General features: G+C 69.1%; 19 protein-coding genes. 14 read left to right on the top strand and 5 right to left on the bottom strand.

Features of this window, described 5'->3' with window-relative positions; translation table 11 throughout:
- Positions 1-92: 92 nt before the first annotated feature.
- From AB4Z55_RS13615 to AB4Z55_RS13570, 10 genes are all read left to right on the top strand, one after another.
- Positions 93-3293 (top strand): AAA family ATPase, encoded by a 3201-nt coding sequence (locus AB4Z55_RS13615; protein WP_369519884.1) that lies wholly within the window; start codon positions 93-95, stop codon positions 3291-3293.
- A gap of 122 nt (positions 3294-3415) precedes the next feature.
- The gene (locus AB4Z55_RS13610; RefSeq protein ID WP_369519883.1) at positions 3416-4840 is read left to right on the top strand and encodes an FAD-binding oxidoreductase; all 1425 of its coding nucleotides are present in this window, start codon (positions 3416-3418) and stop codon (positions 4838-4840) included.
- A gap of 55 nt (positions 4841-4895) precedes the next feature.
- On the top strand, positions 4896-5306 hold the full coding sequence (locus AB4Z55_RS13605; protein WP_101821422.1) for a hypothetical protein: 411 nt from the start codon (positions 4896-4898) through the stop codon (positions 5304-5306).
- Positions 5307-5424: 118 nt separating this feature from the next.
- Positions 5425-7053: an FAD-dependent monooxygenase gene (locus tag AB4Z55_RS13600; protein WP_369519882.1), complete on the top strand. Its 1629-nt coding sequence runs from the start codon at positions 5425-5427 to the stop codon at positions 7051-7053.
- Positions 7054-7126: 73 nt separating this feature from the next.
- A complete protein-coding gene (locus AB4Z55_RS13595; RefSeq protein ID WP_239399157.1) occupies positions 7127-8440 on the top strand; it encodes a polysaccharide pyruvyl transferase family protein in 1314 nt (437 codons plus the stop codon).
- Positions 8441-8510: 70 nt separating this feature from the next.
- Positions 8511-9707, top strand: a complete 1197-nt coding sequence (locus AB4Z55_RS13590) for a serine hydrolase (protein ID WP_239399159.1) — start codon at positions 8511-8513, stop codon at positions 9705-9707.
- A gap of 29 nt (positions 9708-9736) precedes the next feature.
- Positions 9737-10222 (top strand): PPOX class F420-dependent oxidoreductase, encoded by a 486-nt coding sequence (locus tag AB4Z55_RS13585; protein WP_064570092.1) that lies wholly within the window; start codon positions 9737-9739, stop codon positions 10220-10222.
- 31 nt (positions 10223-10253) lie between these two features.
- On the top strand, positions 10254-11222 hold the full coding sequence (locus tag AB4Z55_RS13580) for an ATP-binding cassette domain-containing protein (RefSeq protein WP_369519881.1): 969 nt from the start codon (positions 10254-10256) through the stop codon (positions 11220-11222).
- The gene (locus AB4Z55_RS13575; RefSeq protein ID WP_369519880.1) at positions 11219-12022 is read left to right on the top strand and encodes an ABC transporter permease; all 804 of its coding nucleotides are present in this window, start codon (positions 11219-11221) and stop codon (positions 12020-12022) included. Before AB4Z55_RS13580 ends, AB4Z55_RS13575 begins: the two co-directional genes overlap by 4 nt.
- A gap of 10 nt (positions 12023-12032) precedes the next feature.
- Positions 12033-12671 carry a GyrI-like domain-containing protein gene (locus AB4Z55_RS13570; protein WP_239399286.1) on the top strand — a complete coding sequence of 213 codons (639 nt, stop codon included), beginning with the start codon at positions 12033-12035 and terminating at the stop codon, positions 12669-12671.
- A 29-nt stretch (positions 12672-12700) separates the two neighbouring features.
- Here the strand turns inward: AB4Z55_RS13570 and AB4Z55_RS13565 are convergent, their stop codons facing one another.
- Entirely contained in the window at positions 12701-13741 is a 1041-nt protein-coding gene (locus tag AB4Z55_RS13565) for an LLM class flavin-dependent oxidoreductase (protein ID WP_369519879.1), read from the bottom strand.
- A gap of 131 nt (positions 13742-13872) precedes the next feature.
- Here AB4Z55_RS13565 and poxB point away from each other — a divergent pair, with 131 nt between their 5' ends.
- On the top strand, positions 13873-15609 hold the full coding sequence (poxB, locus tag AB4Z55_RS13560) for a ubiquinone-dependent pyruvate dehydrogenase (RefSeq protein WP_369519878.1): 1737 nt from the start codon (positions 13873-13875) through the stop codon (positions 15607-15609).
- On the opposite strand, the gene AB4Z55_RS13555 is transcribed toward poxB, so the two are convergent.
- Positions 15606-16256, bottom strand: a complete 651-nt coding sequence (locus AB4Z55_RS13555; RefSeq protein WP_369519877.1) for an MBL fold metallo-hydrolase — start codon at positions 16254-16256, stop codon at positions 15606-15608. The genes poxB and AB4Z55_RS13555 overlap by 4 nt on opposite strands.
- A 143-nt stretch (positions 16257-16399) precedes the next feature.
- Here AB4Z55_RS13555 and AB4Z55_RS13550 point away from each other — a divergent pair, with 143 nt between their 5' ends.
- Positions 16400-17659, top strand: a complete 1260-nt coding sequence (locus AB4Z55_RS13550) for an oxygenase MpaB family protein (protein ID WP_369519876.1) — start codon at positions 16400-16402, stop codon at positions 17657-17659.
- A gap of 65 nt (positions 17660-17724) precedes the next feature.
- On the top strand, positions 17725-18777 hold the full coding sequence (locus tag AB4Z55_RS13545; RefSeq protein WP_239399176.1) for a fused (3R)-hydroxyacyl-ACP dehydratase subunits HadA/HadB: 1053 nt from the start codon (positions 17725-17727) through the stop codon (positions 18775-18777).
- 9 nt (positions 18778-18786) lie between these two features.
- Here AB4Z55_RS13545 and AB4Z55_RS13540 read toward each other — a convergent pair whose 3' ends face one another.
- Both AB4Z55_RS13540 and AB4Z55_RS13535 read right to left on the bottom strand, forming a co-directional pair.
- The gene (locus AB4Z55_RS13540; RefSeq protein ID WP_354563104.1) at positions 18787-19263 is read right to left on the bottom strand and encodes a phage tail protein; all 477 of its coding nucleotides are present in this window, start codon (positions 19261-19263) and stop codon (positions 18787-18789) included.
- A gap of 80 nt (positions 19264-19343) precedes the next feature.
- Entirely contained in the window at positions 19344-19769 is a 426-nt protein-coding gene (locus AB4Z55_RS13535; protein WP_369519875.1) for a nitroreductase family deazaflavin-dependent oxidoreductase, read from the bottom strand.
- A gap of 145 nt (positions 19770-19914) precedes the next feature.
- On the opposite strand from AB4Z55_RS13535, the gene AB4Z55_RS13530 reads away from it, so the two are divergent.
- Positions 19915-20394, top strand: a complete 480-nt coding sequence (locus AB4Z55_RS13530) for a methylated-DNA--[protein]-cysteine S-methyltransferase (RefSeq protein ID WP_369519874.1) — start codon at positions 19915-19917, stop codon at positions 20392-20394.
- A 198-nt stretch (positions 20395-20592) separates the two neighbouring features.
- Here the strand turns inward: AB4Z55_RS13530 and AB4Z55_RS13525 are convergent, their stop codons facing one another.
- Positions 20593-21501, bottom strand: coding sequence for an alpha/beta fold hydrolase (locus AB4Z55_RS13525; protein WP_369519873.1), 909 nt, complete (start codon positions 21499-21501; stop codon positions 20593-20595).
- Between the last annotated feature and the right edge of the window lie 124 nt (positions 21502-21625).

The raw sequence follows: 21625 nt of genomic DNA, 5'->3' as shown, positions 1-21625 counted from the left end.
CCGACATCTCCCGAGCGATCAGGGGCCGGATCGCCGGGCACGTTCGTCACTACTCGCCCGGAAGGTCGCCGGCAGCACCTAGACTCACGCTGATGCCCGAACTCTCGTACACGATCATGGGCGGTCTCGGCGCCCAGATCGGTTCCGATGCCGTCGAACTCGGCACGCGCAAGCAGCGGGCGACGCTCGCCCAGCTGATCCTTGCCGAGGGCGCGCCGGTGCGTGCCGACAGTCTGATCGAGGGCATCTGGGGCGATTCGCCACCGGAGCGCGCGGACGTGTCACTCCAGTCCTACATCTCGGGTCTGCGCAAGGTCCTCGAACCACACCGCAGGCCACGGACTCCCTCCACGGTCCTCCTCACCCACGGCACCGGATACAGCCTCCCCGTGACCGGCGAGCAGGTCGACGTGCGCCGGTTGACGACCCGCGTCGTCGCCGCGCGCGCTCTGATGCAGCAGGGCGAGGCCGCGGCGGCCGCCCCGCTGCTGGCACAGGTGCTCGACGACTATCGCCCGCTGCTGCCGGAGTTCGAGGGCCTGGCCTTCCGGGACGAGGCCGCCGACCAACTCGACCGCATGCTGCAGGCCGCCCGGGAGTTGTCGTTCGAGGCACGGATGGCCGACGGCGACCACCGCCTGCTCGTCACCGAACTCGAGAGCGAGGTCGAGCGTTCACCTCTCGACGAGGGACTGTGGGTCCTGTTCGCGACCGCGCTCTACCGTCTCGGTCGCCAATCCGACGCGCTCGGCGCGATCGCGACCGCCCGCCGGGTCCTGGCCGACGAGATCGGCGTCGACCCCGGGCCTCGGTTGCGGACCCTCGAAAGCGACATCCTCGACCACGCCCCGCACCTCGATCTCCCCACCGCCGCCCGTCGGGACATCACGACGACCGTGTCGGACGTCGCCGAACACGGCCTGACGACCCCGGCGGGCCCCGCTCACGACCTTGACGTCCGCGACCCCGAACCCGACGAGGCTCCGTCGATCGTGGGTCGAACCGAGGAACTGGCCGCATTGCATCGAGCGGTGCTCGCCTCGATGTCGGGGCACGGCGGCGTCGTCGTGGTCGAGGGTGAGCCGGGCGCGGGCAAGACCGCGCTGATCGACGAAGCCGGCCGCCGTGCCGCGGGTGCCGCCGATCTCCGAGTGCTGTGGGGCCGTTGTGTCGACGACCCGGCGGCCCCGTCGATGTGGCCGTGGGTCCAGATCCTCGGTGCCGTGCTGCCCCGGCTCGATCCGGCCGACCGGGAGCGACTCCTCGACAGCTCGCTCGGCCGGATGGTGACCGAGGGCGTCAACGTGATCCCGCCGCCGCGGCAGATGCCCGACGCCGCCGCACGATTCCAGTTCTACGACCAGGCAGCCGATCTCCTCGACGGCGTGGCCGCGACGTCGAAGCTCATCATCGTGCTCGACGACCTGCAGTGGGCCGATGGTGCATCGCTGGAACTGTTCGCACACATGGCTGCGCGCCGGACCGCCGGGGTGACCTTCTTCGCGTCGCTGCGCGCGCCGTCCACCCGACCGGTCGTCGCCGGCACGCTGGCCACGCTCGCCCGGCTTCCGGAGCACCGGCGCCTCCGCGTCGGCCCGCTCGACGGCGACGACATCTCCGAACTCATCCGGCGCGAGACCCGCCAGTGGCCGGAAGTCGCCACCGTCGCCTCGATCGAGCGACGTACCGGGGGCAACGCGTTCTTCGTCCGGGAACTCGCCCGCATCCTGGCCGATCGCGGGTCCATCGCGGGCAGCGCGGTCCCCTCCGGTGTCCGCGACGTCATCCGCCAGCGGTTGGTCGGTTTGTCATCGGAGACGACGGAACTCCTCGAACTGGCGTCTCTCATCGGCACCCGCGTGGACCTCGTCCTGGTGGCGGCCGCCGCGAGTCGGCCGGTGGACGAGGCGCTCGACCTGCTCGAACCCGCGGGCGAGGCGGGCGTCATCGATCTCGGACCCGACGACCCGTTCGGTTTCGGGTTCAGCCACGACATCATCCGGGAGGCGATCGCCGACGGTATCGCCGCGATGCGCGCCCGGCGACTGCATCTCGCGATCGCGGATGCGCTCGCCGGCAACTCCTCACCCCACGCGGTGACCAGGGTCGCCCGGCATCTGTGGTCCGCCGGTCCGCTGGCCGACCGGAAACGCACCACCACCGCCCTTCTCACCGCAGGCGACATCGCCTTGCGCACCTACGACTTCGACGGTGCGCGCCGGCATCTCGGAGATGCGGCGACGCTGGCCCGGGCGACCGGCGACCAGCAGGCGGAGCTCGTCGCGATCACCACACAGCTGGCCGGCGAGGTCGCGGCGCACGGCTACTTCGCCGCCGACCCCGATCTCCAGGACCGTGCCCGGACGCTCGCGTCCACTCTGGGCGACACGCGCCTGCTCGCGACACTCGACTACGCACGCTGCGCGGCCCACATCCAGATCGCGGACACGCACACCGGCCACCGCCTCGCGCTCGATCTGCGTCGCCGCGCCGAACGGTCCGACGACCCGGTCGTCACCCACCTGGGCATGCACGCCGCGGCCATCGACGAGTTCCACCGGGGGAACTTCGGTGCGGCGCATCGCATCCTGGAGACCTACGCGCCGATCGACGTGGATGTCGAGGGCCTCCGCGACGACCAGCTCGCGATGGCCCGCGGCTTTCGCGCCTGGGCGGCGACCGTGCATCTCGGCAGCGCTGCCGGCCGAGCGGTGTTCGCGACGATGACCGACGCGCACCCGGATCCGCGGTCGCAGCTCGGCATGGCGATCTTCGCGGTCGGGGCGGCGTCCATGCTCGGTGACGCGGAGTGGGTTCTGGAAGCCGGCCCGGCCATCACCTCCGACGGCGCCGCCGCGCTCGCCTACCTCCGCCGCGGCGGCGAACGCATGTACTGGTGGGCGCGGGCCATGACCGGCGACCTCGACGACGCCCTCGAACACATCGACCGGCTGGGGACCGAGGACCCCGCCATGGAGGACCATCCGCGTACCGGTGAGAGTTACTGGCTGGGTCTGCAAGCCGAGGTGCTCGTGGTCGCCGGCAAGCTCACCGACGCCGCGACACTCCTCGATCGGGCCGCCGACGTCGCCGACCGGACCGGCGAACGGTACGCCGACGCCCACCGCCTCGTCGTCCGCGCACGCTACGAGTACGCCAACGGTCGTCCGGCCTCGGTGGTGGCCGCGACCCTGTCCGCCGCGCGCGACACCGCACTCGCGCAGGAGGCGGCGGGGCTGGTCCGCAGGATCGACGCACTGTCGACGACCTGGGGACTCACCTCGCCCGCCTGAGGCGCACCAAGTCCGTCTCAAGTCGCTGTCAAGGACCCTCGGCGACCCTGGTCGGGAATCCGGCTCCGCCCGGAGACCGTCGAACCCGCCGGACCGTTCCGGCCGCAACCGAGGACCTGCCGATGACCGCAACCCCCGCCTCCTCGCCCGAGCACACCGAGCGACTGACCGTCCGCACCCGCACCTCGGTGCTCGCGCAACTCCGCGACCGGATCGCCGGCGACGTCTACGGTCCCGGCGACGCGGGCTACCTCGACGCACGGTCCGGATTCAACCGGCTCGACGTGCATCGGCCCGCCGTGATCGCCGTTCCCGCCAATCACTTCGACGTCGTGGAAGCCGTCCGGTTCGCCACCGAGGAGGACCTGCGCGTCGCGGTGCAGGCCACCGGCCACGGCACCGGGCGGGTCGCCGACGGCGGGTTGCTGATCAACACCTCCCGACTGTCCTCGGTGAGCGTCGACCCGATCACCCGGACCGCGCGCGTGGGCGGCGGCGCCACGTGGCGGACCGTTGTCGACGCCGCCGCCCCGTTCGGATTGGCGCCGCTGATGGGTTCGGCGAGCGGTGTCGGCGCGGTCGGTTACACGCTGGGCGGCGGTTTCGGCTGGCTCGGCCGACGCTTCGGTCTCGCGTCGGACACCGTGCGCTCGGTCGACCTGGTCACCCCGGACGGCACACCGATCCGGGTCACCGACACCAGCCACCCGGACATCTTCTGGGCGCTGAAGGGTGCCGGCGCAGGCGGCTTCGGAATCGTGACGTCCATGGAGATCGGGCTCGTCGACGTGTCGACCGTGTACGCGGGCAACCTGTTCTACCCGGTCGCCGACGCCGAGGAGATCATCCGCCGCTTCCGGGACTGGGCACCTGCGCAGTCCGACGAGCTGACGTCCGCCGTCGCGATCGTCAACCTGCCACCCACCGACGACGTCCCGGCACCGTTGCGCGGCCGGAGCTTCGCGGTCGTGCGCGGATGCTGGTCCGGGGATCTCGACGCCGGTCGCGCGGTCCTCGACGAGTGGCGTGCGTGGCGCGCGCCGATCGTCGACGCGTGGGATGTGCTGCCGTTCGCCGCGATCGACGCCGTCAGCATGGACCCGACCGATCCGATGCCGGTGATGGTCACCACCGAGTGGTTCGACGATCTCCCGGACGCCGCCATCGACATCGTCGCCGGCCGGGTCCGGCCGGCCCCCGCATCCGCGCCGCTCATCGTGTGCGGCGAGATCCGCCACGCGGGTGGGGCGATCGCGCGCGGGGCGCGGCAAGCACCCAATGACCGGGGCCGGGCGGGACGATTCCTTCTCGAACTGGTTGCTGCGGTGCCCGACCCCCACATCGCTCTGGCGGTCGAGTCGACGCTGCGGGTGACCCGCACCGAGCTGGCACCGTACGTCACCGGCGCCGCCTATCCGAACTTCACCTCGGGTACCGAACGGGTGGCCCGCGCCGCCCAGGCGTTCAGCGCCGACCACCGGCAACGGCTCGACGCGATCAAGGCTGTCCTGGACCCCGCGAACCGCTTCTGTCACGGCGACATCTGACGGTCGCAACCGGAACGCGCTTGCCCTCGACGCGCGGGTGTGGGCTGATGGTTCCATGTCCGACCCGTCCGGTGACCGATCCCCCCGCGCGGCACACCCACCCCTGCTGATCGTGGACGGCGCCAACGTCGTCGGATCGGTGCCCGACGGGTGGTGGCGCGACCGTCGCGGAGCCGCCGAGAGGTTGCGTTCGCGACTCGAGTCCGTCGCGGCCGGCGGACTCGAGGGACTGCCGGGACCGCTCGAGGTGGTGCTCGTCGTCGAGGGACGGGCCCGCGGTGTCGAGGCGAGCGAACACGTCCGGGTCGTCGACGCATCCGCCGTGGGCGACGACACGATCGTCGACGTCGTCGCCGAGGCGGACCCGCACCGGGACCGGATCGTGGTCACCGCCGACCGCGAGTTGCGAGCCAGGGTCGCGCGACTGGGCGCCCGGGCAATCGGTCCCGGGGCCATCCCGAGGTAGTCCGCCGCTGTGACGAGGACTGTTCGGGCGTCCGATTTCTCCGATCTCGCACCACGTCGGCGTCCGGTCGGTCGATAATCCTCACAGCGTCGGCGAGTGCCGACAACGGGAGGAATCCATGACCGAAGTCGATGTCCTGATCGCCGGTGCCGGACCCATCGGCTTGACCGCTGCAGTCGAACTGCGCAGACGCGGAGTGCGAGTACGTGTCGTCGACCCGCTTCTCGAGCCCCCGCAGTACGCCAAGGCCGTGGGCATCCAACCCCGCACCCTCGAGGTGTTCGAGAGCATGGGCATCGTGGGATCGGTGCTCGACGCGGGCCTGGAGATGCGTGGTCAGCTCGTCTACGTCAACGGCAACCAGGTCTCGCGAGTCGATCTCACGACACCGCCCGATGTCCCCTACCGTTTCCACCTGCTCCCCCAGTACGCCACCGAACGCATCCTGCGCGAGCGCCTTTCCGATCTGGGCACCGAGATCGACCGGGGCTCAGCGGTATCGGCGTTCGAGCAGGACGCCGACGGGGTGACCGTCACCCTCACGGGTCCGGACGCCGAGACCACCGTCCGAGCGGATTATCTGATCGGCGCCGACGGTGCGCACAGTGTGGTGCGCAAGGGATTGGGGCTGACCTTCGAGGGTGCTGCCTTCACCGAGCAGTACATGCTCGGTGACGTCGTGGTGGACTGGTCGATGCCGCGCGGATACGCCATCCGGTCGATGCATCAGACCGCGGACGGCACCACCGACGACCAGCTGGTGTGCATCCCGCTGCCCGGCCGTGGCCGCTACCGGATGTCGATGCTGGTCCCCGACGAGCTGGCCGTCGCGCCCACCACCGGCGGAGACGGTGTGGCGCACGGGTTCGAGGGAACCCGTGCACCGGAGTTGTCCCACATCCAGGCCGTGGTCGATCGACTCGCACCGGAACCTGCGACGGTCTCGGACCTGCGATGGTCCTCGGTGTTCCGGATCAGTCATCGCATCGTCGACTCCTACGGCCGCGGACGCGTGTTCGTCGCCGGCGATGCCGCACACATTCATCCGCCGACGGGTGCGCAGGGCATGAACACCGGAGTGCAGGACGCACACAACCTCGCGTGGAAGCTCGCGCTCGCCGTGGCCGGGGACGCCTCCGCAGCACTCCTCGACAGCTACGACCTCGAGCGCCGGCCCGTCGGCGAAGAGGTCGTGGGCCGCACCGTCCGGGACGCCCGCGAGGGCATCGGTACCGATTCCACCGACATCGACTTCGTCATGCGGCGCGAGGCGCAGTTGCTGATCTGCTACGCCGACAGTCCCGCCGTCGCGGGGTCGACGGTTCCGTCGGCCCCCGCCGCGCCGCGGGCAGGTGAACGCGCACCGGACGCCGCGGGCCTCAGTCGCGAGTCGGTCAACCACGCGCTTCGTCTGTTCGACGTGCTGGGTGGCGTCGACCACTCCCTCATCCTCTATGCGGACGCCGCCGCCGGTACCGGCGATGTCGCCGTTCTCGAGTCGCTCGCCGACGAGGTCTCCGCGAACGCCCACGGCCACATCGACATCCACGTGGTCGCGGCACCGACGGCGCAGGTCGGCAGCACCGAGTTGCCGCTGCTGCGCGACACCGACGGCCGGTTCGCCGACGGCTACCTCCCCGACGGTTCGACGGTGTTCGTCATCCGCCCCGACGGCTACGTCGGATACCGCGGACCCGTCACCGACACCAAGGGCGCGCTCGCCTACCTCGAGGGCACGTTCCGGTAGCTCTCGCAGACCACCTGCCCGACCACCGTGCGGGCGGCACCGGGTTCGCGCGCACGCCGTAACCTTGGGGACCGTGACCAGACGACCGGCGACCGCCCGCCCGCTGTTCCGGACCGCGGGCATCCTGGCCGATCGGATCGGCACCGCGGTCCGGCACCGCACCGCCGATTCCCGTCTCGCCCGCGAGATGGGGGCTGACGAGGTCATCTATCTGGTGGCGCCGGCCGGTCATCCCAACTACGGCGACGAACTCATCGCCAGGACGTGGCTGCGGCACCTGGCACGGGTGCGGCCCAACGCCACGGTCGTGCTCGACTGCCACAGCCCCGGCACGGCTACGACGCTGTTGCGCGATGCCCACCCCGACCTGCTCGTCGTCGACACCCTGTGGCAGATGACCACCTACGCGGCGGAGGCCGAATCGCAGTCGCCGTGGAGTTGGGTCGCTTCTGCCGTCATCGACGCCGGCCTGGCGCCGCGTCTGACCGCGGGCATCGATCTGCTGCACTCGGCGACTTCCATTCATCTACTCGGTGGCGGTTACCTCAACACCGTATGGCCGCACCATGTCTCGCTGTTCGTCGCCGCGGCCGCAGTGGCTCGGTCATCGGGCGCCCGACTCGCCGCGACCGGTCAAGGACTCGTGCCCACACTGCAGGGCCGGGCCTGGGCGGCGCTGACCGAGGCCTTTGCCGCGTTCGACATCGTGGACGTGCGTGACACCGCGTCGTACGACGAGATCGCCGACATCGGCGGCGCACGGCATTCCGGCGACGACGCGTGGCTGGCTCTGCACCGGCCCCGGCCCCGGCCTCCGCTGTACCGAGAGACCGATCCGCCGGCCGAGCACGGCGTCGTGCTCTGCCTGCAATCCGATCTCACCGAGAGATTCGCCGGGCCGCGATCGACCGGCGTCGAGGCGCTGGCCGATTTCGTGCGTACGACGCTCGACGCGTGGGACGTGCCCGGTTCGGCGGTGACCGTCGTCGAGGGAATCCCCGGACACGACAACGAGGTCCCGTTCCTGCTCGGCTCGCGCCTGGACGGGGCGACCATTCTCAACTTCCGCGATGTCTGGCTCGGCGGGTTGCCCGCCGGGCACCGCAGCACGTGGATCAGCACTCGGTTCCATCCGCACCTGATGGCCGCGGCCGCGGGCGATCCCGGGGTCGCGGTCGTGGCGATGCCGGGGTACTACTCCACCAAGCACCGGTCTCTGATCGATGCCGGCTCCGACTGGACCGTCGTCGATTCCGGTACGACCGTCCCGGACCGGCCGAACGGTCACGGCTTCGACGCGATCGCGCGCGACCGAGCGGTCTCGGCCAAGCTCGCCACGGCGGTCGACATCTACCCGGTCCCGCCGGTGCTGGCACACCGTATCTGAGCTCCCCCATGGCCACTCGGCTTTCGCGGCAAACCGCCTCGTCGCGCCGGTCTGCCGATACAGTGAGCGGATGAGCCGAAAGCCTGTGCGCGCCACGCTCCTCCTCCGCATGACGACGCTCGGCGCGGCAGCCGCACTCGGCCTGGTCGCGTGCTCGCCAGCGGAGACGGCTTCGGGTGCGGGATCGTCGACGGCATCGGTCACGGGGCAGCCGACATCGGTGCCCGCCGACGCCGCGGCGGCGTTTCAGAAGGCGATCGACGACACGCGGGCCGCCGGCGACTTCCCCGGGGTCATCGCCCGGGTCATCTCGCCGGCCGGAACCTGGACGGGAACATCCGGTGTGCGGGCGGCAGGCGGGGACGAACCCATCGAGTCCGGAGACCACACGCGTATCGGTTCTCTCACCAAGACGATGACCGCGACACTCCTGTTGCAACTCGTGCAGGAGGGTCGGGTCTCCCTCGACGATCCGATCGACAAGTACGTCGCGGGCGCACCCAACGGCTCCGCGACGTTACGGCAGGTCGCCGACATGACCAGCGGCATCCCGTCGTACACCGCGTCCGAGGCCTTCGACCGGAAGTTCTTCGCCGACCCCGAAACCGTCTGGACGCCCGCCGAACTGGTCGACACCGCGAAGGCGCTGCCGCCGAGCTTCCCACCGGGGCAGGGCTGGGAGTACTCCAACACCAACTACGTCCTGCTCGGACAAGTGATCGAGAAGGTGCTCGCGAAGCCCATCGGCGAGGTCTTCACCGACGGGATCTTCACACCCCTGGGGATGGACGAATCCTCCTGGCCCGGCGGGTCGGTCGAGATCCCCGATCCGCACCTGGACGGACTGACCGACCAGGGTCAGCCCGACGGGCAGACGGTGAACTCCACGCGCTGGAACCCCTCGTTCGCCTCCACCGCGGGCGCCGTCATCTCGACGATCGACGACCTGCAGACCTGGGGCGAGGCGCTGTTCACCGGACGCGGGGTGCTCGATCCGGCCACCCAGCAGCTGCGACGGGATTCGATCCTCACCTCGCCACCGCCCAACACCGCCACCTCGGGATACGGCATCGGAATCGGCAACCGCGACGGATGGTGGGGCCACGACGGCGATTTCCCCGGATACAACACCTCGCTGTTCCACGAGTACGACTCGGACACGACCATCATCATCGTGATCAACACCGACGACGCCGTCACCGTCGACGGCAAGTCCACGCCCCCGGTCTCCGCGGTGCAGTCCGCGCTCATCGCCGCACTGCCCTGAATCACCCCGTCCGGGCGTAAGGTCGGCGCATGGCCAGAACAGTCGCGAAAGCCGATGGTGTCGACCGTGCCGGACTGCTCGAGTTCATCCGGCCGCGTCACCACATGATCCTCAGCACCGTCCGATCCAATGGCAGTCCGCAGATGTCGCCGGTCACCGGCGGCGTCGACGAGCAGGGGCGGATCGTCATCTCGACCTACCCCGGACGCGCCAAGGCCGCGAACCTCCGCCGCACCCCCGTCGCCGGGGTCGTGGTCCTGTCCGACGAGTTCAACGGTGCCTGGGTCCAGGTCGACGGCGATGCCGAGGTCCTCGACATGCCCGAGGCCGAAGACGCGCTGGTCGACTATTTTCGCAGCATCTCCGGAGAACATCCGGACTGGGACGAATACCGCGCCGCCATGCGGACCCAGGGCAAGTCGCTGATCCGCATCACCCCGACCAGTTGGGGTCCGATCGCCACCGGCGGGTTCCCCGCCGACGTCGCGGCGCGGCTCGACGCACAGGATCGATGATCGACCCCCGCGGCGCGACGGGCCCGATCGGTTGACCACCGCCGCCGACATCGAGATCAGCGCGCTCACGAAAACCTATGGTGAGCATCGTGTTCTCGACGGCATCGACCTGCACGTACCCGCGGGAAGCGTGACCGCCCTGTTGGGGCCGAACGGGTCCGGCAAGACCACGACCGTCGGCATCGCGTCGACCCTGTTCCCCGCCGACTCGGGGACGGTGACCGTCGGCGGATACGACACGGTCGCACGGGCGCGCGAGGTCCGGGCGATCATCGGCGTCACCGGTCAGTCGGTCGCGGTCGACGAGTTGTTCAGCGGACGAGACAATCTCGTTCTCATGGCCGACCTGCGCCGGCTGGGCCGACGCGGTGGACGCGCACGTGCGCAGGAGTTGATCGAGCAGTTCGACCTCGTCGACGCCGCAGACCGGCCGGTGTCGACGTATTCGGGCGGAATGCGGCGCCGGCTCGACCTCGCGATGACGCTCGTGTCGATCCCGCGGGTCATCTTCCTCGACGAGCCGACCACGGGACTCGACCCCAGAAGCCGACGAATGCTGTGGGACACCATCTCTCGCCTGGCCGCCGACGGTGTCACCATCTTCCTCACCACCCAGTACCTCGAGGAGGCCGACCGGCTCGCCGACCGGATCGCCGTCCTGGACCATGGGCACATCGTGGCCGAGGGCACCGCCGCCGAGTTGAAGAGCCGGGTCCACGATTCCGAGGTGCGCCTGACCTTCCCCGACCGCGACTCGTTCGACGCGGCGGCCTCGCTCCTGCCGGATGCGCGTCCTGTTCTCGAAGCACGTCGCCTCGACATCGCGACCGACGACACCGTCGCCACTGTCCGGAACACGCTGAACCGACTCGACGCCGCCGGGATCCGGGTCGCCGACGTCGGAGTCCATGCCCCGACCCTCGACGACGTGTTCTTCGCCCTCACGGGCAACCCCTCTCCCGCGATCACCGACCCCGATGAGTTCGGCGGAACGTCATGACGGCCCTGGCGCACACGGTGTCGGACGCGCGGGTCATGGTCCGCCGCAACGTTCGGCGGCTCATCAAGTTCCCCGTCCTCACCGTGATGCTGGTCGGGATTCCGGTCGTCTTCCTGCTCCTGTTCGTCTATGTGTTCGGCGGTCAGCTCGGCGCCGGGATGACCACCCAGTCCGGCGACACCGGTCGGACCGCCTACCTCGACTACGTGGTGCCCGGGATCGTGCTGGTCACCGTCGCCTCGGCGGTCCAGGGCACCGCGATCGTCGTCGCGATGGACATGACATCGGGGATCATCAACCGCTTTCGCACCATGGACATCGCCCGCTCGGCGGTCCTCACCGGCCACGTGCTCGCCAGCCTTCTGCAGGCGCTGTTCAGCATCGTCGTGGTCCTGACCGTCGCCATCGCGATCGGTTTCCGTCCGTCGGCGGGACTGCTCGACTGGCTGGGCGCGCTCGGCGTGACCACCGTGTTCTCGATCGCGCTGATCTGGCTGTCGGTCTATCTCGGGCTGGCGGCCAAGAGCGTCGAGACCGCAAGCAACACACCGATGTTCCTCACGATCCTGCCGTTTCTCAGCACGGGGTTCGTGCCGGCCGAGTCCCTGCCCGCCGGACTTCGGCAGTTCGCCGAGTACCAGCCGTTCACCCCCGTCATCGAGGTGCTGCGCGGAACCCTCACCGACGCCCTGGTCCCGGTGGGGAGCGTTGCCGCGGCACTCGTGTGGAGCGTCGTCATCGGCGGGGCGTCGTATGCCCTCGCCCTCCGAACCTACGAGCGGCGGCGTGTTCCCGGATAAGGTCGTCGACGTGCCCGAGAAGGTCGACTTCAAGAAGACGCTCGACGCGTACAAGGCCCGCCGCGGCCGGATACGTGTTCTCGAAATACCCGTGATGCGCTACCTCATGATCGACGGGTCGGGCGACCCGAACACCACGCCGCAGTTCGCCGCGACGATCGAGACGCTGTACCCGGTCGCCTATGCGCTGAAGTTCGCGAGCAGCCGCGAACTCGGCCGCGACTACGTCGTGCCGCCGCTCGAGGGTCTCTGGTGGGCGGAGGACATGAGCGCGTTCACCGGGTCTCGCGACAAAGGCCGCTGGAATTGGACTCTCATGCTGATGGTCCCCGACTGGATCGACGCTGGCATGCTCGACGCCGCGGTCGTGCAGGCGGGCACGAAGAAGTCGCCGCCGCGGCTCGACGACCTCCGCATCGCCTCCCTGGACGAGGGCCTGTGCGTACAGACGCTTCACCACGGTTCCTTCGACGACGAGGGCCCGGTGCTGGCCGAGATGCACGATCGATTCATCCCGGACAGCGGCCTGCGTATGCGCGGCCGGCACCACGAGATCTACTTCAGCGACTTCCGTCGGGTCGCGCCGGACAAGCTCCGCACCCTCCTGCGTCAACCGGTCGGATCCGCGACGACCACCGGGACGGTGTAACGAAAGACGCCACATGGCACGCACTTCCGCTACGAATCCGCAGTCTGTGCCCCGGCCGGTGTCCAACCGAGCGCAGGCCCGAGCCGTTCGGCGAGATCACCCACGATATGCAGATAGTCCGGTTCGTCGAAGGAGAACGGCAACGCGAAGGCCACCTCGGTGGCGCGCTGGAATCCCGCGTGCTCGTAGAGCGTTTCGGCGAGTTCGGCGGACGGACCGACGTAGTCGGGCGAGAACAGCAGGCCGCGGGGCCCCTGCGGGGTGCGCGTGCGTTCCGATCGGCTCTCGGCGTACGCCCGGTACTTCCGTACCTGATCCGGGGTCGCCGAGTCGGTGGGGATCACCACCAGCCCCTGAGACACCCGCGCTCGGTCGGGATCGACGTGACTGGCGCGGTAGGCGTCGATGTGTTCGGCCTGGACGGTCGCGAAGTCCCGCGACCGCGTCCCCTCGACGGTCACCACCGACGAGGTCAGGTAGTTGATCCCCTGCCGACCCGCCCAGACCGCGGAGCTCAGCCCGCCTCCGTACCAGACCCGGTCGGCCAGTCCGGGCGAATGCGGCTGTACACGGCGGGAGAACGTCTCGATCCCGACGGTCCCCTCGAAGTCGCTGACCGGCTCACCGCGCAGGTTGTCCAGGAGCCGCGCCACCCGATCCTTCGAGAAGTTCTCCAGCGCATGTGTTTCGGGGTACAGGGCGGTCTTGACGTCGTCGTAGCGCATCGGTACGCCCACGGAGACACCCGGATTGAGCCGGCCCGCGCTGAGGATGTCGACGGTCGCCAGGTCCTCGGCCAGCCGAAGCGGGTTCTCCAGGCCGAGCGGGATCACCGCTGTGCCCAGCTCGATGCGGCTGGTACGCACCGCGGCAGCGGCCAGCACGGCCACCGGCGAGGAGATGCCGTACTGGAGATGGCGGTTGCGCACCCACACGCTGTCGAAGCCGAGTTCCTCGGCCAGCTCGATCATCCGCAGGGTTTCGAGATGGCCGGGGCGGGGATCGTCGCCGTCGAAGCGGCCGATGGTCAGGAATCCGAGCTTTCGGAGGGGTTCACCGCGTCGTGGCATGCCGTCGATTCTCACACCGCGGGCGGCCGGACGACGCCGGAAAATCAGTGTGGGCCGAAGTCCGGCGGGGCCGGTGTCCCCCGGCTCGCGTCTATAGTCGGGACACACCGACCCCGACCGAACGGATCGCCATGTCCACCACAGTCGCGGAGAGAATCGTCGAGGAACTCGAACGTGCCGGAGTCCGGCGCGTCCACGGGCTTCCCGGTGATTCGCTCAACGGTTTCACCGATGCCCTGCGCAGAAACGACGCCATCTCGTGGCGGCACGTCCGGCACGAGGAGTCGGCAGCGTTCGCCGCATCCGCCGAAGCCGCTCTCACCGGCGAGCTCGCGGTGTGTGTCGGAAGTTGCGGCCCCGGAAACCTGCACCTGATCAACGGCCTGTTCGACGCCCACCGCAGCCGTGTCCCCGTCCTCGCGATCGCCGCGCACATCCCGGCCACCGAGATCGGCACCGGCTACTTCCAGGAGACGCACCCCGAGCAGCTGTTCCGGGAATGCAGCGCCTACTGCGAAATGGTCAGCACCCCCGACCAGATGCCGCGCCTGCTCGACATCGCGCTGCGCACCGCCGTCGAGAAGCGGGACGTCGCGGTGCTCGTCATCCCGGGTGAGACGTTTCTCGCGCCCTGCCCCAAGCGACGAGCCGGCGCCCCCATCCGGCACATCCCACGCGTCACCCGTCCCACCGATGCCGAGATCGCCCGTGCCGCAGACACTCTCAACGCCGCCGAGCGTGTGACCATACTCGCCGGCGCGGGCGTGCAGGGCTCGCATGACGAGGTCGTCGAGCTCGCGCGGGTGCTGCAGGCACCCGTCGTCCACGCCCTGCGTGGCAAGGAGTTCATCGAATACGACAACCCCTATGACGTGGGAATGACCGGCCTTCTGGGCTTCTCATCCGGGTATCGCGCAATCGAGAAATGCGACACCCTGCTCATGCTCGGCACCGACTTCCCCTACGAGCAGTTCTATCCGTCGAAGGCGACCATCATCCAGGTCGACATCCGCGGTGAACAGATCGGTCGACGCTGTCCCGTCGACCTGCCTCTCGTCGGCGATGTCGGCGACACCGTCCGGGCCCTGCTGCCGTCGATCACCGCAGGCCGCGACAGCGAGCACCTGTCGACCTCGCTGGCCCACTACGCCACGGCGCGACGCCGCCTCGACGATCTCGCCGACAACGACCGCAACCGGGCACCGATCCACCCGCAGTACCTCACCCGCCTGATCAGCGAGAAGGCCAGTGCCGACGCGGTGTTCATCCCCGACGTCGGCTCACCGGTGGTGTGGGCGGCGCGTTATCTCGAGATGAACGGCACCCGGCGACTGATCGGTTCGTTCACCCACGGCTCGATGGCCAACGCCGTGTCCCAGGCGATCGGCGCACAGACCGCCTTCCCCGACCGCCAGATCATCGCGCTGGCCGGCGACGGCGGGCTCGCGATGTTGCTCGGCGAGCTGCTCACCATCACGCAGAACAAGCTGCCGGTGAAGATCGTCGTCTTCGACAACGCGTCCCTGAACTTCGTCGAGGTCGAGATGAAGGCTGCCGGATTCGTGAACTACGCAACCGATCTCGACAACCCGGACTTCGCCGCGCTCGCGGAGTCGCTCGGCATCCGGGGCCGGCGCGTCGAGCAGCCCGACGACCTCGCCGGCGCGGTCGACGACTTTCTCGCCCACGACGGTCCGGCGCTGCTCGACGTCGTCACCGCCCGGCAGGAGCTGTCCATCCCGCCGGCGATCACCGCTGCCCAGGCCAAGGGTTTCACCCTCTACGCCCTGCGCACCGTGTTGTCCGGGCGCGGCGACGAACTCATCGACCTCGCCGAGACCAACCTGTTCCGGCGTCTGTTCGACTAGCGGCTCGGGCCGGCGGCTGTCGACAGACCTGCGATCGCCTCGGTCACGTGAGCCGGCCAGGCCGAGGTGTCGACGCGGTGAACGGCGGAGTCCCCGGCATAGGCGCTGGATATGACAACGTCCGGGGCCACGGTGGCCAACAGTTCCAGGCTCGCGGCGAGCTGATCCGCGTCGCTCATGCCGGGGAGGTAACCGGCGGTCCACCGCCCCGAGGCGCTGAGATAGAGGGTGTCCCCGGTGAACAGATAGCGGTCACCGTCGGCGCCGTGCACCAGGTAGCTCGTGCTGCCCGGAGTGTGACCCGGCGACGGGATCACCTCGACCCCGTTGTCGTCGACGTGCCGGTCCGCGAGAGCGACACCGATCCGCGCGTGACCGCTGATCCGATCCGCTTCGGTGGCCGGCGCGTGCAGGTTCGCACCGAAGCGTGCCTGGATCGTGGCGAGCATGGGTCCGGCCTCGTCCTGGTGGGACAGGTACTGCTCATCGATCCCCCCGAGCCGGGCGAAGCTGTCGAACTCGGAATCGGAGGCGACCGAGTAGAAGATCACGTTCCGGCTCGAGGTCCACAAGTAGGCGTGCGTGGTGAGTCCGGGGAACGGGTTGTCGGAGCTGGTCTCCCACAAGTCGGTGAGAACGCGGCGCATCGGTGTCTCCTTCGGTTGTGCGGAATGTCCACTCCACGCTGCAACTTCAGGTTGGCTTGAAGTCAACGTCCATGAGTGCCAGGTGCGCGACAGTCGGCACGGGTGATACACATTAGGGAATCCGTCTCACGTCTGGAGTTCCTGTGTCCCTCTCGCCGCCACCCGACGCTCCGGCCTTTCCCGCGGCGGTCGCCTATGAGTCCGCGATGTCGAACCGCCGTCTGCGACGTGTCCGTACCCTGGTCCGGCGAGCGACCCGCAAGGATCTCTTCCCGGACCCGGAGCACCTGCGCATCTTCGCCGAGGACATGTTCCGCACCGACCCGGTCGCCGAACGTTTCGTCGACGAGGTGTACGGCACGCTGGGCGGTGAGACCGCGCGGGCGCTCCTCGATCAGGCACTCACCGACGGTCTCGACAGCATCAGCGATCCCCCACCTGCTCTGGTCGACCTGTTCGAGGAGTTCGAGACCGTCCCGGACTGGGTCGACACCGAGCTGATCGCGGAGGGCGAGGCCATCTGGCGCCGGTGGGGCACCGGCCTGTTCAGTGTCGCCGGCGGAATCACCCTGGAGATGTACACCGAGGCCGCTGTCGCGAAACCGCTCTCACTGGCCGGCGGTTATGCAGGCGACAACGCGCTGCGCCGGTTCCTGGAGACCTCGCGCTTCTGGATCGACGTCTCACAGCCCGGGGCGCTGCTCACACCGGGGTCGCAGGGTCGTGCGACGGCGATGCGCGTTCGGGTCATGCACGTATGGGTTCGTCGCACCGTCGCCGAGCATCCGGAATGGGATCGGCAACGCTGGGGGGATCCGATCAGTCAGTCGTATCAACTCCTGACTCTGCTGGGCGGCAGCGTGGTGCCGGCGATGGCGCTGTGGCTCACCGGAGTACAGACGACACCCCGCGAGATCCGCGTCCTGCTCCACTACCAGCGTTACCTCGGCCACCTGCTCGGTGTGCGCACGCAGTGGTACCCCGAGACGATCGCCGACTCCTTACGGCTGCTGGCCTTCGTCACCTCCACCCGCACGTACGACGCCGGGGACGATGGTGCCGAGCTCATCGAGTCGTTTCCGGCGGCGTTCGCGAAGAGCGGCTCGACCGGACTGCAGCGACTGCGCGGCAGATACAACGCGGCCATGTACGCGGCATATTCGAGCATCTACATGCTGCCCATGACACGGGTGCGCTACCGGATGCCGAGCCCGGTTCCGGGGATACTCGTCATCGCACTCCGTCTCCCCGCCGTGATCGCCATCGAGACCGCCCGTCGGATCTCACCCGGATTCCGCCGTCTGCACGAGCGGTGGATGTGCCGCCACCGGGAGAACTGGCACGACTGGCAGACCTCGGGGCGGCCGGCGGAGTACGCCCACGGCAAGGGGCTCCGACGCTGACGCGCGACGGCCGCAAACTTACTCCGGAGTTGGACTCGGATCGGTACACCGTTAGCGTGTTCGGGGTGACGCACACTCCGACGACCACCGCCACGACCGCCGATGATCCCGCCGGGATCGAATCCCGAGTCGGGCACTACTACGTCCTCGACGGCTCGTATCAGGTCGGACGCGAGAAGGTGCGCGAGTACGCCCGCGCGGTCCAGGACTACCACGGCGCGCACTGGGAACCCGAAGCCGCAGCCGCACTGGGCTATTCAGGACTCGTCACGCCGCTCACCTTCACCTCGATCCCGGCGATGGCGGCCAACCGGGAACTCTTCGAGAAGGTCATCGTCGGATATGACACCTACGTGCAGACCGAGCAGGTCTTCGAACAGCACCGGCCGATCGTCGCCGGAGACGAACTGACCACCGACGTCGAGCTGAGCAGCGTTCGTCGGATCGCGGGCAAAGACCTGATCACCGTGACCAACACCATGACCGACGCCGCGGGCGAACGAGTGCACACCATGCACACCACGGTCGTCGGCGTGACCGCGGACGAGGTCGATCCCGAACTGAGCAGTGCGGTTCGCAAGGTGATGATGCACGACGTCAACATCTTCAGCCACGACGAGGCTGCCCAACGCTACGTGAAATCGGTTCGTCCCGAGCGCGATGTCCCGGCCGCCGATGACACGGGTCGCACCTCCGGGGCCCGGAGCTTCGACGACCTGAGCGTCGGCGACGAGCTGCCGCCGCACACCATCCGACTGTCCCGCGGCGACCTGGTCAACTACGGCGGTGTCGCCGGCGACGCCAATCCGATCCACTGGGACGAGACGAGTGCGAAGCTCGCGGGCCTCCCCGATGTGATCGCCCACGGGATGCTGACCATGGGCCTCGGGGCGGCGTACGTGTCCTCGTGGTCGGGCGATCCGGGTGCCGTGACCCGTTACGCGGTGCGCCTGTCCCAGCCCGCCGTCGTGTCCCGCGCCGAGGGCGGGGAGATCGAGTACAGCGGGCGGATCAAGTCGCTCGATCCGGCGACCCGAACGGGCGTCGTCATCGTGGTGGCGAAGTCGGGTGGCCGCAAGATCTTCGGTCTCGCCACCCTGAACATCCGCTTCAAGTGACCGTCGGGGTCAGTACTCCCCTTTGATGACGAAGTAGGACCCGCGGATGACGCCGGCGAGTTTCGATTTCTGGCGGGCGAACTTGAACTTCGCCTCCAACTCGGCCGGGACGTCCATACCCTCGGACAGCTTGAACCCGACAGCACGTTTCCCGGCGGGGTCGATGCTGTACATGACGTTGACGGCCAGGCCCGACTCGTAGAACACGTACGACATGTGGAGTCTGCCGTCGTCCGGGCCCACCTCGAAGTCGCTGACCTCGAGAGCCGGCGACGCGATGGTGATGTCGCGCTCGTTCGCCAGGATCGTGGTCACCCGGTCGAGGATGTCGGGTGCTTCCGATGCCGGGACGACGACGAAATCGTGCCCGTACTTCGTCTTGTAGTACCGGGCCTCGTTGGCCCGGAGGCCGGCCAACGCCTCGGCGACCGGTGAACTGTCGAGTCCCGTGGTGGAGACATCCTTGAAATCGACGACGTTCCCCATGACGCTCCTTCCGCCTCACTGCCTGAGACAGCGTAAAGCCCCCGGCCGCGGCCGGGGGCTCCAACGGTGAAGCGCGCCCCTCACTCGAGCACGAACACCGGGATCTGCCGATCGGTCTTCGTCTGATACTCCGCATACGGCGGGAAAGCGGCGACGGCGAGCTCCCACCAGTGGTCGCGCTCCTCGCCATCGCTCAGCTCGCGAGCGGTCAGTTCTTTGACCTCGGCGCCGTCCTGCGCGGTCACCTGCGGGTTCGCCTTCACGTTGTGGTACCACGCCGGATGCTCCGGTGCGCCACCCTTCGAGGCCACCATGAGGTACTTGCCGTTCTCCTCGACCCGCATCAGCGGCACGAAGCGCTTCTTGCCCGACTTCGCGCCGGTGGTGGTGAACAGCACGATCGGACGGTCCATCACGGTCACACCGTCGGTGGTGCCCTGCTCGAGGATTTTCTCGGTCTGCTCGCGGACCCAGCCTTCAGGACTCAACTCTGCGTTAGCACTCATGGTGGGCGGAACACGACGGCCCAGCCGAATATTCCCAGATACTCCCGGAGCTGTCTCCACCGAAGGGCGCGACTCTGGCGCTACTGTGACCGCACCCCGACCCCGACCGTGAGACCCCGCGATGCCCCCAGCACACAGTGTTCTCGTGCCGACGCCTGTCGGCACCCTGGCCGTCGACAGCGACGGCTCGGCCATCGTGCGCGTGGCCTGGCGAGCGGACATCGAGGCACCGGCCGGCATCGACTCCGTCGATCCCGTTCTCCCCGAAGCCGTCCGGCAACTCCGCGCCTATTTTGCCGGCGAGCTCACCCAATTCGACCTCCCGGTCGACCTCGGCGGGATGTCGGATGCCGCCCGTGCGGTTCTGACCACGCTGCGCCGGGAGGTCGGCCATGGCGACACCGTCACCTACGGAGAACTCGCCGCGATGACAGTCACCCGGGTCTCCGCGCGCGGCGTCGGGACCATCATGGGCATCAATCCCGTGCCGCTGCTGATCCCCTGCCACCGCGTCGTCGCCGGTGACGGTCTCGGCGGCTACTCGGGAGGCGTGACCGGCCAGGGACTGTCGACCAAGCGCTGGTTGCTCGAGTTCGAAGGCGCCCTCCCGCCGACGCTGTTCTGACGGCCGCCCGACAGGCGACCACGCGCGACCGCCCCTCTGCCCCCTGAGGAGCGCCCGGAGCTTGCGGAGGGCGCCTGCCCTGCCCCCTGAGGAGCGCCCGGAGCTTGCGGAGGGCGCCTGCCCTGCCCCCTGAGGAGCGCCCGGAGCTTGCGGAGGGCGCGTCACGAAGGGTCCGGGCAACCGAGAGTGGAAAGCCCTTCACTCCACCGCGGCCAGGTGCTCACCGACCAACGCCTGGAGTCGCGACGCGTCGGAGCCGAGCCACATCGACAGGTGGGTGCCTTCGTCGATCGCCTCGAGGCGAGCATCGACCAGGGTGTCCACGGCATGGACACTCTGGTCGAAGGGGACGTCGGCGTCGGTGCGCGCGTGGATCGCCAGCACCGGCGCGGTGATGGCCGCGAGTGGTAGGTCGAGCTCGCGAAACTGGTCGAAGTCGTTGTCGAAACCTGCTTTTCGGCCCCCCGACACGGTGGCGAACAAATCGGTCGCCAGCGCGCGCTGGTCGTCGTCGGCGACGATGCGCGCCGTGAGCTCCCGGATCTGGGCGCGCGACAGATCGCCCTCCCCCGACAGCAGAGTCGAGATGGCCGTGGACGGGGCCTTGGCGGCGAGCGTCGTCGCGAGCCACTGGCCGAAGCGGCTGAACAGAAGCCTCTCCTCGGATAGTTCGAGTCGGCCGCGCAGACTGCTCCGCGGGTCGAACCGCGTGCTGACCGCGGCGACCGCGACCATCGATGCGACGCGGTCCGGCACCGCAGCGGCGAGCGAGTAGGCGGCGGGTCCGCCCCCGGACCAACACATCAGTGCACACCGCTCGATCTCCAGCGCATCCAACACGGCCACGGCCAGCTCCGCCTGCGCCGCCGGAGCACTCGTCTCGTGCGTGAGCGGCGTGCCCAGGTACCCCGGCCGCGAGATCGCGATGACCCGATGCGACCCGGCGAGAAAGCGCGTCATCAGGACGCCCTGGTCGTAACCGCCCGGCGACCCGTGCAGAAAGAGCACGGGCGGGCCCGACCCGACATCGACGGATTCGACCGGTCCCAACGGTGTATCGACAAGGTGCGGTCCGGACGCGTGGGCGCCCGAGTCTGCCAGTCCCATCAACATGCCTCCACCGCCGACGACAGGTGGTGCGACGGTAACGCCGGATCCGGGCTCTCGCGGCGAAAGCGCACGAACCCGAACAAAGAGATGACGCTCGCCCCCAACAGCGAAGCCCCTGTCG

The sequence above is a fragment of the Gordonia sp. ABKF26 genome, from assembly GCF_041103195.1.
Lineage (GTDB): Bacteria > Actinomycetota > Actinomycetes > Mycobacteriales > Mycobacteriaceae > Gordonia > Gordonia terrae.
The sequence above is the reverse complement of the archived record's forward strand: the minus strand, read 5'-3'. Positions and strand labels throughout refer to the sequence as shown.

What these genes read in the sequence shown, in the direction of transcription:
- AB4Z55_RS13615 (WP_369519884.1), top strand. Translation starts at nt 93, where the DNA reads ATGCCCGAACTCTCGTACACGATCATGGGCGGTCTCGGCGCCCAGATC.
- AB4Z55_RS13610 (WP_369519883.1), top strand. Translation starts at nt 3,416, where the DNA reads ATGACCGCAACCCCCGCCTCCTCGCCCGAGCACACCGAGCGACTGACC.
- AB4Z55_RS13605 (WP_101821422.1), top strand. Translation starts at nt 4,896, where the DNA reads ATGTCCGACCCGTCCGGTGACCGATCCCCCCGCGCGGCACACCCACCC.
- AB4Z55_RS13600 (WP_369519882.1), top strand. Translation starts at nt 5,425, where the DNA reads ATGACCGAAGTCGATGTCCTGATCGCCGGTGCCGGACCCATCGGCTTG.
- AB4Z55_RS13590 (WP_239399159.1), top strand. Translation starts at nt 8,511, where the DNA reads ATGAGCCGAAAGCCTGTGCGCGCCACGCTCCTCCTCCGCATGACGACG.
- AB4Z55_RS13585 (WP_064570092.1), top strand. Translation starts at nt 9,737, where the DNA reads ATGGCCAGAACAGTCGCGAAAGCCGATGGTGTCGACCGTGCCGGACTG.
- AB4Z55_RS13575 (WP_369519880.1), top strand. Translation starts at nt 11,219, where the DNA reads ATGACGGCCCTGGCGCACACGGTGTCGGACGCGCGGGTCATGGTCCGC.
- AB4Z55_RS13565 (WP_369519879.1), bottom strand. Translation starts at nt 13,741, where the DNA reads ATGCCACGACGCGGTGAACCCCTCCGAAAGCTCGGATTCCTGACCATC.
- poxB (WP_369519878.1), top strand. Translation starts at nt 13,873, where the DNA reads ATGTCCACCACAGTCGCGGAGAGAATCGTCGAGGAACTCGAACGTGCC.
- AB4Z55_RS13555 (WP_369519877.1), bottom strand. Translation starts at nt 16,256, where the DNA reads ATGCGCCGCGTTCTCACCGACTTGTGGGAGACCAGCTCCGACAACCCG.
- AB4Z55_RS13540 (WP_354563104.1), bottom strand. Translation starts at nt 19,263, where the DNA reads ATGGGGAACGTCGTCGATTTCAAGGATGTCTCCACCACGGGACTCGAC.
- AB4Z55_RS13535 (WP_369519875.1), bottom strand. Translation starts at nt 19,769, where the DNA reads ATGAGTGCTAACGCAGAGTTGAGTCCTGAAGGCTGGGTCCGCGAGCAG.
- AB4Z55_RS13525 (WP_369519873.1), bottom strand. Translation starts at nt 21,501, where the DNA reads ATGGGACTGGCAGACTCGGGCGCCCACGCGTCCGGACCGCACCTTGTC.